Raw genomic sequence first — 14045 nt, 5'->3', positions numbered from 1 at the left:
TTTGGCAGGCAAAGCAAAGTGCCTAATAGCATGATTTTATTTAACTAATGTGAAAAAGATGTCATTTTTGCTTTTAATGCATTACCAAGTTCTATTTGCCTCTCAGGCTCAATAAAACCCATTGTTAATACCGCAGCGACCATATTTCCTTTTTTACTAAACACTGGGCATGAAATGGATTGTGCACCAGGAATACCTTCAGCTGGTTCATGGCGAATAGCAAAACCTTGTTGGCGAATAGTATTCTTCTGTTTTTCTGATAAACCTGCATCTATCTCTAAATCACTAAAAACAGCAAAAATAGAGCCAGCCGCACTAATTTTATAAGGCACTGGTGTATCAGGTAAAAAATCAATATCCACATGTTTAAAACTACGATTATACCGTGTTAGAAAAAGCTGGTTACCTTGTGCAATCACCAATCCTGTGGACATATTATGTTCATCTCTAAACTCACATAATAATTGATTAATTTCATCTACAAAGGATTGTGGCTTTGGTGTCGCCTGCGCTAAAAAGAGAATTTTACTCCCCAAGCAATACTGACTTCCGCCACTCTCTTGGTACAACATTTCAGAGCGACAAAGTGAAACTAAATACTTATGTAAGCGACTTTTTGAAAGCGAACAGGCTTTTGCAATATCTGACGATCGGGCGATACCTCCATTCGATGCAATAAATTCGAGAATGGTAATAGCGATATCAACCGAGTTAACTCCTTGAGAATTCTGCATTTATTTTTCCTACACCTATTCGTTATTTACTTTATTTTATGACGATATCCCATTATTCTTTTTTTGTCATTTTTACTAGTTTATTTCACTAAAACCTTATTTTAAATGTGACTTTTTAGCCATTTTCTGTCGATTATTTTCTTTGTCTATTTTTAGATGATCTACCTCAAGGTTAACCATATATGAATTGAGTTTATATATAGTTAACTTTTCTTGTGCGTGAGAATGTCTATGTCTAAAAATCAAAAATGGGAATTAAATAGAAGAACGTTGTTAAAAGGAATGGGTGCCATTGGCGTGGCAGCTCTTTCTCCTAACGCGTTCAGTCTAGTTAATGAAAATAAACCCATATTTAACCAGAAACCACGGATAAAATTATCCGAATATAAAACCTTTCGTTCAACCTGTGCGATGGAATGTTTGCACTGTAACCTAACAGCTTTTACACATAAGGGGCAACTTATCAAAGTTGAAGCCACTGAAGGCTTTAATGTGAAATGCTGTTTACGAGGTATGAGTCGAACTAAGTGGGTATACCATAAAGATCGTTTAACCACACCTTTATTGCGTGTGGGTGAAAAAGGAAAAGCGGAGTTCAAACCTATTAGTTGGAATGAAGCGCTCGATCTCATTGAAAAGAATATTAGAGAAACCATTGATAAGTTTGGTAATGAGGGATTATTTATCTCCACTCATGCAGGCAATATGGACTCAATTAAAAATGATATGGGTAAAGCCTTTTTCGATTACTTAGGCGGTTCAACAAAACAAGCTGGCTCTCTTTGTTGCTCAGCGGTAACCGCGGCAATGATCCCAATGGTGGGTCTACGCTATGCCGATACTCGAGATACAGTAAAGAATAGTCGCTATATTCTTTGTTGGGGAAATAACCCCGCAGTTACTATGCAAGCGTATTTTAAAAACTACAACCAAGCTCGCCGAAATGGCGCCAGAATGGTGGTTATTGATCCTCGCTTCAATGAAACTGCAGCTAAAGCCGATGAGTGGATCCCTATCGTTCCCGGTACTGATACGGCACTTGCGTTAGGTATGATCAAAATTATCATTGAAGAAAATCTCACTGATAAGCCTTTTTTGCGTGCGCATACAGGTGCCGTTTACCTTGTTAACTCACAACAAAAACTATTACGCCAATCTGATGATGATAAAGATAGTTATCTAGTTTTTGATACTTTAAGCCAGCAACTGGTTCACCATGAGACTCCGAATATTGTTCCTGCGTTAACTCATGATGAACTACCTGCTAATGCTGATTATGTGACTGTCTTTGAGCAAATTTATCAACAAGCACAACCTTGGACTGTCGAAAAAACCAGCCAAGAAACGGATATCCCGAAAGAAACTATTATTCGTTTAGCGCGTGATTATGCCACCACCAAACCTGCTATGATTGTGCAAAATATGTCCGGCGCTCAACGCACTGAATTTGGTGCTTATGTTGCTGCTAGCCAATTTTATCTTGCATTATTAACTGGCAATATCGGTAAAAAAGGCGCTGGAATTTGTGATGCTGGTGGTGCTCGACAAATGGCGAAATTTAGTCCAATTATTCCACCAGCACCTAATGCAAAACCCATCAAACCTATCCCTGTTGCAAAAGTAGGTGATTGGATTGTCAATGAAAGGCCACACCCAATTAATTTCTGGTGGATCATGACCATGGGTGTGATGACGCAACTTCCTAATACTAATATGGTGCGTAATGCACTGAAAAAAGTACCTTTTGTGGTTGTCGCTGATAACTTGATGTCATCCACTGCTCTTTATGCCGATCTTGTACTCCCTGTTACCACTATTTTTGAAGATACCAGTTTAATGGCAGGTGTTCGTAGTCAATATGTACAATTAATGGAAAAAGCGGTTGAGCCACCAGGAGAAGCAAAACCTGATTATTGGATCTTTGCTCGTCTCGCTGAACGTTTTGGCTTTGGTGACGTGTTTAACCAACCTATTGAACACTATATTGATGCTTGTCTTAAAGGCTCCGGCATTACGCGTGAAATGTTAGAAAAAGGCCCAGTGCGTCCAGTTGAAGGCGACTGGATCCCCTTTAAAGATGGCATTTTCCGTACTTCAACGAAAAAAGCACACTTTTTTATTGAAGAGTGGCAGGATAAAAACTTCTCTCCTGTTGTCACCTATTATCCCGTAAAAGAATCGACAAAAGGCTCACCTGAACTTGCTAAAAAATACCCACTAATGGCAGTGCAACGCAAACTCGCTCGTAGTGTTCACTCTAGCCATGGTATGAATGAGTGGATCTTAGAAGTACAGCGTAATCAACCTAATATTCTTATCCATCCTAATGATGCCTTAGCCAGAGGAATCAAAGACGGTGAATGGGCTATTGCATTTAATGATCGAGGAGAGCACCGTGCGATTGCCGTTGTGACCACGCATATTAAGCAAGGAGTTGTTTCATTAGATAATGGATGGTGGGAACAACAAGGCGGAAGCAGTAGCCATGTCACCAATGATCACGTTGAACCTTTAGGTAATGGTCATTGCTGTAATAGCACCTTAGTTAACGTAAGACGGGAGGCATGATCATGGCGAAGAAACAGTATGGTTTTCTAATAAATACCAAAGATTGTTATGGTTGCCGAACTTGCTCGATGGCCTGTAAGTCTGAAAACGCCACACCTCCAGGTGTATTGTGGCGCCGAGTTCGTGAATTCAACGAAGACCAACCCAATGCACAAGCTTTCATTACCATGTCTTGTAACCATTGTGACGATCCACAGTGTCTAAAAGTTTGCCCTGCTGACACTTATACTAAACGTGAAGACGGCATTGTTGTGCAAGATCATGACAAATGTATTGGTTGCCAGATGTGTATTATGGCATGTCCTTACAATGCGCCTGTTTATGATCCGGTTGAAGGTAAAACCAGTAAATGCAATATGTGTGCGGATAGACTGGATGAAGGCTTGAAACCCCGTTGTGTTGAATCTTGCCCTACTGGCGCTATTGAGTTTGGTGAAATTGAAGATCTGCGTAAAAAACACACGACAAATTGGGCTTTATTAGAAAAACGCTATGGTGTACCAGATCACACCATTAGTAATCCTAATATTGTCATTATTGGTATGGAGGATTAATCATGCATGATTATCAACTGCCGTTAGTCCTGTTTACGGTTATGAGTCAATGGGGGATAGGTGCTGTTTTGGCACTTTCACTATATCAATGGAAAAACCAAACCCAAAACGGTGCGATGTTAAGCACCAAAGCATTACGAACAACCATTGCACTAATTTGGCTGATTGAAGTTGTAGGTTCATCAATGTCGATGGGGCACTTAGGTGATCCGCTAGGTGCTTATCGTTCTGTATTAGGTATTGCGCATTCTTGGTTAAGTCGCGAAGCGATTGCCTTTGTGATGCTAAATGGCTTAATTTCATTATGGGCGCTAGCCAGTTGGCTACAACCTCATGCTATTCGCCGTAATAGTCTGTTTGGGTTGTTTTGTGGCGTTATTGGTTTACCTGTTATTTTGATTACAGCACAAATCTATTACCAAATGCAGGCTCATCCTCTTTGGCATACACCAGCAACACAAATTAGTTTTATTGGCACAGCGTTATTGCTTGGTTTTGGCTCGATGATCCCTTGGTTACGCTTACAAGGTAAAACCATTAGTAATTCATTAAAAATAGGAACGTTAATCGGTGCATTATTAGTTCTCGTCGGCTTGGTTATGAGAACACAAGTGCTCGGTGCTGATGTTGCAAGCCTATTATTATGGTGGCAAGTGATTGCTAGTCTGATTATGGGTATCTGCATTATTACGTTGTCTCACAGCACGTCATTTACCAAAACTTCACTCTCTCTCATCGCTATTTTGATGTTATTTAGTGGTGAAATCACAGGAAGAATGCTGTTTTACGGCAATGTAATGGCGCAAGCACCTTGGTTCTAAATGTTTTACTTCTGAGTTAAATAGTCTCGTTAACACAATTATTTAACTCAGATTCATCCCCTATGTTTCACTTGATATTTTTATTTACCCTAGCATTACCTTTAATTTTGCCCCGAATTTATTCGGGGTATTTTTTTATCTCAACCAATATCATTAATTTTACTTTATTCATGTTCTTTTTGTTTTTGATGAAATAATCATCTAGCTATATTTATCAATAATAGGCAAAATTAACATTAAAGATTTAACACAATTTCCTGTTTACAATTAGAAAAGAGAGCACTTCACCATGACTGGATTAATTATTACCATCGCGTTATTGGGCCTTATTTTTTATTATTACAACCGTATTATTTCTATGCGTGAAGCTGTTATCTCAAGTGAAACCGAAATTTCAGTACAATTAGATCGTCGTGGTAAAGTCTTTGATAGCTTATTAGCCACAGTAAAAAAATATCTCAGCCATGAATCTGACGTATTTACTAAAATTACTGAATTAAGAACACAGACTCAAAGTGCCAATGGCAAAGAAGCCAAAGCAGCTGAAGACGAATTATCAAAAATTGTTTCAAGTGGTGCAATTAATGTTGCGGTTGAAAATTACCCTGAATTAAAATCCGACACCATTATGGCAAATTTACAAGAAGAGATTGTTTCAACAGAAAATAAACTCTCTTTTGCAAAACGCGGTTATAACCGTACTTTAGAACAATATCGCGCTTTTATTGCTTCTATTCCTGCGGTGTTTATTGTCAAGATTTTCCCAAGCTTAGTGATTGATAAAGAATACTGGCGTCTTGATGAAGGAACCATTAAAACAGAAGAAGCTCGCCGCATTAATTTCGATTAATCTTTAGAGTAATAAAAAGATACTTATTCCTTCTTGATTGATAAAAACAGCACTTAACGGTGCTGTTTGGAGTCACTAATGGATTTCAGAAATGTTCTACGAAAAAATGCTATTCGAACGCGTTTTGTTATAGCAACTTATTTACTTTTAATGCTGCTGATTGGTTTGCTGGTGGATACCGCTATTGGCGCAAATCCCTATTTAGATCTCACTGATAATATGTTGGCATTTCTGACTTTCCAATCTATCCCCATTGCGTCACTCATTATTTTAGCCATCTCGATTTTATTGCTTCTTTTTATTCATTTTAAAGGGCACAAAATCATGCTGACAGGAATGAATGCCAAATTAATTAGCCCAGATGAAACATTAAATGCACAAGAACGCCAACTGCTCAATATTGTGGAAGAACTGAGTTTAAGTGCCACGCTGGGCTATATTCCTAAGCTCTATATTCTTGATACACCTGAAGCTAATGCCTTTGCAGCCGGCTGGTCTGAGAAAAATGCCTTTATTGGTGTAACCACTGGCTTATTAAATCGCCTTAATCGCCAAGAAGTGCAAGCAGTATTAGCCCATGAAACAGGTCATATTATTCATGGTGATTCACGACTGACGTTATATGTTGGCATCTTAGCCAACGTTATTCTGACAGTAACAAATATCTTTGGTAGTCGCTTGTATATTGCCTCTGGTAATCGAGGCGGTAAAAGTAATGATGCTGCTAGCAAAGCGCGATTAATTTTAATTGTGTTAAACCTTGTTTTACCGATTATTACGCAAGTGCTCTATTTCTATTTATCCCGCACTCGTGAATATATGGCGGATGCGGCGGCGGTTGATTTAACTCAAGATAATCAAGCAATGATTAATGCATTAAAGAAAATTTCAGCACAGCATGATACTGAAAATTTTGAAGATGGTTCAACGGGACGTGCTTATCGTAAAGCAGCCTTTATTTTCAATAAAGGAGACTCATTTTTCTCAACACATCCATCCATTGAAAATAGAATTGCAGTACTTGAAGGTAAAAAGACTTTTTGATCTGTATGATACAATGCAGTAAAAAGAAAAAAGCGTTTATACCGGTTTATTAAAACGGTTAAAACGCTTTTTTAATGCTTATTTCTTAACAACAATCCAATTAACGATGTTTTTCACCGTGATGGAAAATAGCTGTGCGTAAACGCTCTTGTTGCTCATAACGTAGTGGAAATTCAATCGTTTTATCTTTACCTAATTCCACTAAAAGTTCATTCATGGTTTCAATACTGGTTGTCGCAATAGCATCATCAACCTGTTTAACCACCTCATCATAATGAGACATCTTTTATCCCCTTGCTTCATAAAATTCTTAATCGCTATCATATTACAAGTAAGGGGATTTCTGTATTTTTAGTCACATAAAGTATGATTAAATTGAGTTAAGCGGTTTATTCTTTGTCTCTTTCCCCAATAACATCACTGCCAATATCCCAATAACAATTGAAAAACTGAAAATAAGAAATATGGAGCTTATTTCAAATTGATATTGGACTAAATATCCCACCATTAAAGGTCCCAATATTCCACCAATACGCCCTATTGCTGTTGCTGTTCCTGCACCTGTTGCTCGTATTCCATCTGGGTATTGTTCTGGCGTATAAGCATATAAAGCGCCCCAAGCCCCTAAATTAAAGAATGACAGTAACATGCCAAAAATAAGTAGCGTTGTCGTGGTATCAGCCACACTAAAATAATAGGCACTAATGGCGGTTCCTGCTAAATAAGTAACTAACACAAATTTTCGCCCATAACGCTCAATTAACCACGCTGCGGTAAAATAACCAGGTAGTTGTGCTAATGTCATAATAAGCACATATTGAAAGCTTTTTATTAAACTAAAACCTTTTAACATCGCCACACTTGGTAGCCATAAAAAAATGCCGTAATAAGAGAAAACGACACAGAACCATAAGATCCACAACATTAGCGTTGAACGACGATATTGAGGTGACCAAATTAATGCCATTGATTGGCGAATAGATAAACGTGTTTTTTTCTGTGAAATATGAGATGGCGTTGGTTCAGGTAATTTTGAACGTAAATAAAGAGCATATACTGCAGGTAATGCACTTAATAACATAGCCATACGCCAGCCATAATCAGGAATAATAAAATAAGCAATCAAAGCTGCAATTAACCAACCGACAGCCCAAAAACTCTCTAATAAAACAACAATTCGGCCTCGCTCATGAGTTTCAACACTTTCACTGACAAGTGTTGAAGCAACAGGTAATTCGCCACCTAATCCCATTCCAATAAAGAAACGTAAAACAAGAACCACCATCAAAGAACTTGCTAATGCAGTTAATCCGCAGCCTAAACTAAACAGCAGCAAAGTAAAGATAAAGACGGGTTTACGTCCTTTTCTATCTGCAATAATGCCAAATACAAAAGCACCAACAGCCATTCCAATTGAGTTTACACTACCAATCCAGCCTAATTGTGATGCAGTTAATCCCCAATCTTCTTTTAATGCGGTGAGCAAAAAAGCAAGTAGCCCGACATCCATTGCATCAAAAGTCCAGCCCATACCAGCGATACATAAAAGCTTGTTACGAGAGATTGCCTCAGGCGCTTTGCCTGTTTGGCTTGCCGTTGTCATTACATTTCCTTTCTATCCCCTATCAAAGTGTTTAGTATACTAAACAAGAAAAATCATTTTGTTAATAGCAAAGCGTCAATTTAAAGAAAAATTAACATTCATGCTAAAAAAACAGTTAAAAAAAATCGGTATCTCTAAATAAGATACCGATTTCAACTTTTATAACTTTCTATTTTACTTTTTTGATTAGCTTCTTAAACCTCTGCCTTTTTCAATCAAGTACCATGCAATAACATAAAACACGGCGATGAAAAGACACAAGACACTAATCGTTACGGTTAAAGAGACATCCGTAATACCCAGAAAACCGTAGCGGAAGCCACTAATCATATAAACGATTGGGTTAAGCTTGGATACGCCTTGCCAAAATTCAGGTAAAAGTGAAAGTGAATAAAACACACCACCTAAATAGGTTAATGGCGTTAAAACAAACGTTGGAATAATGCTGATATCATCAAAAGTTTTCGCAAAAATTGCATTTAACAACCCTGCAAGTGAAAACACAATGGAAGTCATCAGTAATGTCACCACGACCATTGTCCAAGAATGCATTTCTAAAGGCACAAAGAACAGCGAAACTAAAGTCACTAAGATACCGACACAAACACCTCGAGCCACACCACCACCAACAAAACCGGCAATAACAACATGTGTTGGCACAGGTGAAACTAATAACTCTTCGATACTACGCTGAAACTTGGCACCAAAAAATGAAGAAGAAACATTAGCATAAGAGTTTGTTATTACTGCCATCATAATCAGGCCAGGAACAATAAACTGCATATAATCAACACCGCCCATATCGCCAATTCGTTTACCAATTAGGTTACCGAAAATAACGAAATAGAGAGACATAGTTATTACAGGTGGAATTAATGTTTGTACCCAAATACGACCAAAACGGGTAACTTCTTTAATCCAAATTGTTTTGAGGGCTACCCAATACAGCTGAATCATTCCCTCTCTCCTTCTACTGTATGCTCTTCATTAACTAAATGAACAAATAATTCTTCAAGGCGATTGGCTTTATTTCTCATACTTAACACTTGAATACCTTGTGTATTAAGCTGGGCAAAAACACTATTTAAACCTTGTTCTCTTTTAACATCGACTTCTAATGTTGAAGTATCCATTAAACGATATTGATAATTCTGTAATTCAGGTAATGGACTTTTTGGTGCTAAATCTAAAATAAAGGTTTCAGACTCTAGTTTACTTAATAAGCCTTTCATACTGGTATTTTCGACCAATTCGCCACGCTGAATAATACCAATATTCCTACACAACATTTCTGCTTCTTCTAAATAGTGTGTCGTTAAAATAATGGTGGTGCCTTCGGCGTTTAATTGCTTTAAAAACGTCCACATTGAGCGACGTAATTCAATATCAACACCAGCTGTTGGTTCATCAAGAATAAGTAATTTCGGCTGATGCATTAATGCACGAGCAATCATTAGACGGCGCTTCATTCCCCCAGATAAAAAACGGGCTCTATCATCACGTTTTTCCCATAAATCTAACTGAGTTAAATAAGTTTCAGCACGTTCTAAAGCTAACTTACGAGGAACACCATAATAACCAGCTTGATTGAGGACAATTTGTAATACGGTTTCAAAAGGGTTGAAATTGAATTCTTGTGGCACTAATCCTAGTTGGCGCTTGGCATTAACCATATCGGTATCTGTGTCATAGCCAAAGACTTTAACTTTGCCACTACTCTTATTAACTAAAGAGCTGATAATACCAATAGTGGTCGATTTTCCTGCACCATTAGGGCCTAATAAAGCATAAAAATCTCCCGCTTCCACGGTGAGATTAATTCCTTTTAGCGCTTTTACGCCATTGTGATAAGTTTTCGTTAACTCCGTTAACTCCAATGCATACGTCATAAGTGGGAATTACCTTTTATCAACTGCATTATTCAGCATTGACTGAGCTGAAATCAGAAAATAGCTATTCAACTAAGCCTTACTAACGCTACGTATTGCTCACACGCCTCGAATTAGAAAATAAGCTTAGTTCAATAGGATCAAAATGGAATAAGGATATTCTAGAGAAAATAAGGTCGTAAATAAACCGTTTTAGGTCTCATGACACAAATGAATAAATAAATTTATTTTAACTATTACAGATAATAAGAATAAAACTTGATGTAAGAAAAAATCAGAGATGAAGATGCGATATACTGTTATTTCTTGCTTATATTCCTAATGTATTAATCAATTCATCCCTTGATGCAATCATTTAGCCTAACTGATAGCAATAAAATTATTGCCCTTGTTCCTCAATCTTACTGATTGATATTATCTCGTCATTTATTATCTCAATCAATGCTGACTATTGATTTTTATCATCCCCGCATTGACTTGTATTAAAAAGCAAAAAAACACATACATAAGATTTATTTATAATATATTTTAATAAATCTATTTCTGAATAGTACAATGGTAGTCTTAACAATCAGTTATCTTTTTACACATTTGATTTACATCAAAGAATGTATTGATAAATTCATTAAACAAATGCTATAAAAAGATCTATCTTATTTGAAAGCGAAAAAATACAGACAATTATCTGTCACTTGGCTTTAAAAAGCCCTCTGATTAATTCAAAAGTAATGGTATAAAAATACCCTTTCTTAGTGGATCTCTCGCATCCAACAATAACACAGTGCTATTTCGTGTTGGCGTACTGTCAGCGCAAATGGTGAGAAACCGAATTTACAGGCAGTCACGTCATGATGAGAAAAATTGAAGAGCTGTTAGCCAATAACAAGCAATGGTCAGAATCTGTTACTGAAGAAAATCCTCAGTTTTTTAAAGATCTCTGTAAAGGCCAAAAACCCCATTTTTTATGGATTGGTTGCTCTGACAGCCGCGTTCCAGCAGAAAAATTGATCAATGCTGCACCTGGCGACCTATTTGTTCACCGTAATGTAGCGAACTTAGTGATCCACACCGACTTAAACTGTCTTTCTGTTATTCAGTATGCCGTTGATGTATTGCAAGTTGAACATATTATTGTGTGTGGCCACTATGGTTGTGGTGGTATTGAAGCGGCTATTGAAGGAACTGAATTAGGACTTATTAATAACTGGTTATTGCATATTCGCGATATTTGGTACAAACACAGTTCAATGTTAGGCGAACTTGCTCCTCATGATAGATTAAACCTACTTTGTGAGCTAAACGTTATTGAACAAGTATATAACCTAGGCCACTCAACTATTATGCAAGCAGCATGGAAACGTGGGCAAAAAGTGATGATCCACGGTTGGGTTTACGGTTTAAATAATGGTGAATTACACGATCTCGATGTTACCTCAGATAGCCGTGAGAAACTTGAGCTTTCTTATCGCCAAGCGATGGCAAAATTGAGTCATCCACGTTAATTTATTCATCATAGAAAATCATTTTAAGCCCTAATATTTAAAATAATATTAGGGCTTTTTGGTATATAGAAAACCCGCCTAAAGCGGGTTTTTTTACTTCTATATTAAGTAAATAAATTACTCATCTAATAACGTTACATGCCCAATATAAGGCAGATGGCGATAACGCTGTGCGTAATCAATACCGTAACCAATAACGAATTTATCTTCAATGGAATAGCCAATCCACTCAACGGGGACATCCACTTCGCGGCGTGATGGCTTATCCAATAAAGTACAGATAGAAATAGAAGCTGGCTCACGTAAGCTTAAAATCTCTTTAACGCGATTTAAGGTATTACCTGAGTCAATGATATCTTCAACGATCAGAACATCTTTACCACGGATATCTTCATCGAGATCTTTAATGATTTTAACGTCACGTGTTGACGTCATACCATTACCGTAACTTGATACAGTCATAAAATCGACTTCATGGTTCACGTCAATTTCACGGCATAAATCTGCCATAAAAATAAAAGAACCTTTTAACAAGCCGATTAAGACAAGATCATGTTGACCTTGGCGTGGGCGGTAATGTTCTGTGATTTCACGACCTAGCTCAGCAATACGCTGTTTGATCTCTTCTTCAGAGATCATGACATCAACAATATGTTTCATGATTAATTTCGATTGGGTTAACGGGGAAAGCAAACGATTGTACCAGAACTTCCCTCATCATGCGATGATCTGATTTAATGAAAATAAAGGCACAAAATATTAATCCTGTGCCCTTTATCAATTTATCTTACTGATATTAATGATTTTTATAGTGATAGATTATTTACTAACGGTAAATCCCGCCATCATGCCTGTATCTTCATGCTCTAATAAATGGCAGTGCGCCATAAATGGGTGCTCTTTTGTCGCTAAATGGTCGAATTTCACAAGAATTTCACTAAACTGTCCTTCAACTTTCACGATATCCTTCCAACCTTGGCGATGTTTCTCTGGTACTCGACCGTTTTCAGATAGAATACGGAACTGTGTACCGTGTACATGGAATGGATGTAGCATCATATCGCCACGACCTGATACAACCCATTTTTCATAAACACCTTGCTTCACATCAAATGCAGGTTCTGTCATTGAAAATGGAATACCATTGATACTATTAGCATTATAGATATCTAAATCACCATTTCCATGACCGCAATTCATCCCACCCCCCATCATGCCATTACCGTTACCTTGGCGCATATGACTCATCCCATGATGAATACCCGCTAATGCTTTATCACCATAACGTTCTGTTAATAGCATCATACCTTGCATATCTAAACGCATATCCATACGTAAATGTAATGTTCGCGTTGAAAGATTGCTGAGTGTTGGTAATGCAGGAATAAGCGCTAATTGCTCAGGTAATAAGCCTTGTCCTTTTTCTGCTGATGGTAATAAACGTAACACAGGGAGCACATTATCAAATGGCGCTAAAACCATTCCCATTTGGCGTACGGGTAAAGTAACAATATCAAAATCACGCCCATCAGATGTATCCACTAAAACTTCAAAGCGCTCCCCCATTAAAATTGGCAATTCAGTCACTTTCACAGGTTCTGCTAACAACCCTCCATCGCTAGCAATAACATACATTGGTCTGCCATCACTGGTGGCAAGGTTTAAACTTCGTGCATTACAACCATTTAAGAAGCGTAATCTGATCCAGCCTTTTGGCACAATATGTTGTGGTTGAATAGCACCGTTAGTTAACATCATGTCACCAAACCAACCTATTGCGGCACTCATTACATCAAGTTGATAATCTATCTGTCCATTACTGTCTAAACGTTTGTCTTGTAAAATCACGGGCAAGTCATCAATACCCCAACGATTAGGCAATTTACGGTTTGCGGTTTCATCATCTTCAATAATGACCAATCCACCTAATCCCATAGCAACTTGTTGTCCGGTAACTCCATGAGTATGAGGATGGAACCAACACGTTGACTCAGCTTGGTTTGGTGTAAAAGTCACTGTGCGAGATTTTCCTGGCTCAATCATGGCTTGTGGGCCACCATCTTCTTCACCACTAATCTCAAGACCATGCCAGTGAACCGTTGTAGCTTCAGGCAGTTGGTTATTGATATTAATAGTGACGGGTTGGCCACGTTTAAGCTTTAGTGCAGGGCCTAATAAACTACCGTTATAACCCCATGTGGTTGTGCTTGCCGTGGGAATAAATTGAGAAACACCTTGTTGAATATTAAGAACAATCTTTTGTTGAGCGTCTGGGGTAATTTGAGGTGGAATCGCCAATGAAGGCATGTTACTTTGGGCAAACGCAAAACGACTCCAGCTTGGTAATAATGTTACAGCACTTAATGTGGCGCCTAATTTTAAAAATTCACGACGTTGCATAATATATTCCTTTGAATAAAAACAAGTTATTCTGTCTTTATCGAAATAAGATGAGTAAAGAAGCCTTGTAAACTATTACC

13 protein-coding genes are annotated in these 14045 nt (G+C 37.7%); 6 read left to right on the top strand and 7 right to left on the bottom strand.

Annotation, left to right across the window (positions count from 1 at the left end; genetic code table 11):
• Window positions 1-44 precede the first annotated feature (44 nt).
• Window positions 45-734 (bottom strand): IclR family transcriptional regulator, encoded by a 690-nt coding sequence (locus LG402_RS03990; RefSeq protein WP_166539521.1) that lies wholly within the window; start codon window positions 732-734, stop codon window positions 45-47.
• Between the two features lie 231 nt (window positions 735-965).
• Between LG402_RS03990 and LG402_RS03985 the strand changes: the two genes are divergently transcribed.
• The 5 genes from LG402_RS03985 (at window position 966) to htpX (ending at window position 6571) form a co-directional block, all read left to right on the top strand.
• A complete protein-coding gene (locus LG402_RS03985) occupies window positions 966-3302 on the top strand; it encodes a molybdopterin-dependent oxidoreductase (RefSeq protein ID WP_227336458.1) in 2337 nt (778 codons plus the stop codon).
• Between the two features lie 2 nt (window positions 3303-3304).
• On the top strand, window positions 3305-3856 hold the full coding sequence (locus tag LG402_RS03980) for a 4Fe-4S dicluster domain-containing protein (RefSeq protein ID WP_166539519.1): 552 nt from the start codon (window positions 3305-3307) through the stop codon (window positions 3854-3856).
• Between the two features lie 2 nt (window positions 3857-3858).
• Window positions 3859-4677 (top strand): dimethyl sulfoxide reductase anchor subunit family protein, encoded by an 819-nt coding sequence (locus LG402_RS03975; protein ID WP_227336457.1) that lies wholly within the window; start codon window positions 3859-3861, stop codon window positions 4675-4677.
• 289 nt (window positions 4678-4966) lie between these two features.
• A complete protein-coding gene (locus LG402_RS03970; RefSeq protein WP_072070983.1) occupies window positions 4967-5527 on the top strand; it encodes a LemA family protein in 561 nt (186 codons plus the stop codon).
• Between the two features lie 78 nt (window positions 5528-5605).
• On the top strand, window positions 5606-6571 hold the full coding sequence (htpX, locus tag LG402_RS03965; protein WP_109407945.1) for a zinc metalloprotease HtpX: 966 nt from the start codon (window positions 5606-5608) through the stop codon (window positions 6569-6571).
• Between the two features lie 100 nt (window positions 6572-6671).
• Here htpX and LG402_RS03960 read toward each other — a convergent pair whose 3' ends face one another.
• The 4 genes from LG402_RS03960 to LG402_RS03945 form a co-directional block, all read right to left on the bottom strand.
• Entirely contained in the window at window positions 6672-6854 is a 183-nt protein-coding gene (locus tag LG402_RS03960) for a DUF2526 family protein (RefSeq protein WP_109407946.1), read from the bottom strand.
• A gap of 87 nt (window positions 6855-6941) precedes the next feature.
• Window positions 6942-8174 carry an MFS transporter gene (locus LG402_RS03955; RefSeq protein WP_072070986.1) on the bottom strand — a complete coding sequence of 411 codons (1233 nt, stop codon included), beginning with the start codon at window positions 8172-8174 and terminating at the stop codon, window positions 6942-6944.
• Window positions 8175-8360: 186 nt separating this feature from the next.
• Window positions 8361-9131: an ABC transporter permease gene (locus LG402_RS03950; protein ID WP_109407947.1), complete on the bottom strand. Its 771-nt coding sequence runs from the start codon at window positions 9129-9131 to the stop codon at window positions 8361-8363.
• On the bottom strand, window positions 9128-10063 hold the full coding sequence (locus LG402_RS03945; RefSeq protein WP_109407948.1) for an ABC transporter ATP-binding protein: 936 nt from the start codon (window positions 10061-10063) through the stop codon (window positions 9128-9130). Before LG402_RS03945 ends, LG402_RS03950 begins: the two co-directional genes overlap by 4 nt.
• An 848-nt stretch (window positions 10064-10911) precedes the next feature.
• On the opposite strand from LG402_RS03945, the gene can reads away from it, so the two are divergent.
• Complete coding sequence (can, locus tag LG402_RS03940; RefSeq protein WP_072070989.1) at window positions 10912-11565, top strand: carbonate dehydratase; 654 nt, start codon at window positions 10912-10914, stop codon at window positions 11563-11565.
• A gap of 117 nt (window positions 11566-11682) precedes the next feature.
• Here the strand turns inward: can and hpt are convergent, their stop codons facing one another.
• Together hpt and cueO are read right to left on the bottom strand one after the other, a co-directional pair.
• Entirely contained in the window at window positions 11683-12225 is a 543-nt protein-coding gene (hpt, locus tag LG402_RS03935) for a hypoxanthine phosphoribosyltransferase (protein WP_036932823.1), read from the bottom strand.
• 159 nt (window positions 12226-12384) lie between these two features.
• Window positions 12385-13965, bottom strand: coding sequence for a multicopper oxidase CueO (gene cueO / locus LG402_RS03930; protein ID WP_227336456.1), 1581 nt, complete (start codon window positions 13963-13965; stop codon window positions 12385-12387).
• Between the last annotated feature and the right edge of the window lie 80 nt (window positions 13966-14045).

This window comes from Proteus sp. NMG38-2 (assembly GCF_020640995.1).
In the GTDB taxonomy this organism is placed as follows: domain Bacteria; phylum Pseudomonadota; class Gammaproteobacteria; order Enterobacterales; family Enterobacteriaceae; genus Proteus.
Note: the sequence above shows the minus strand (reverse complement) of the source record. Positions and strands in the feature narration are given on the sequence as shown.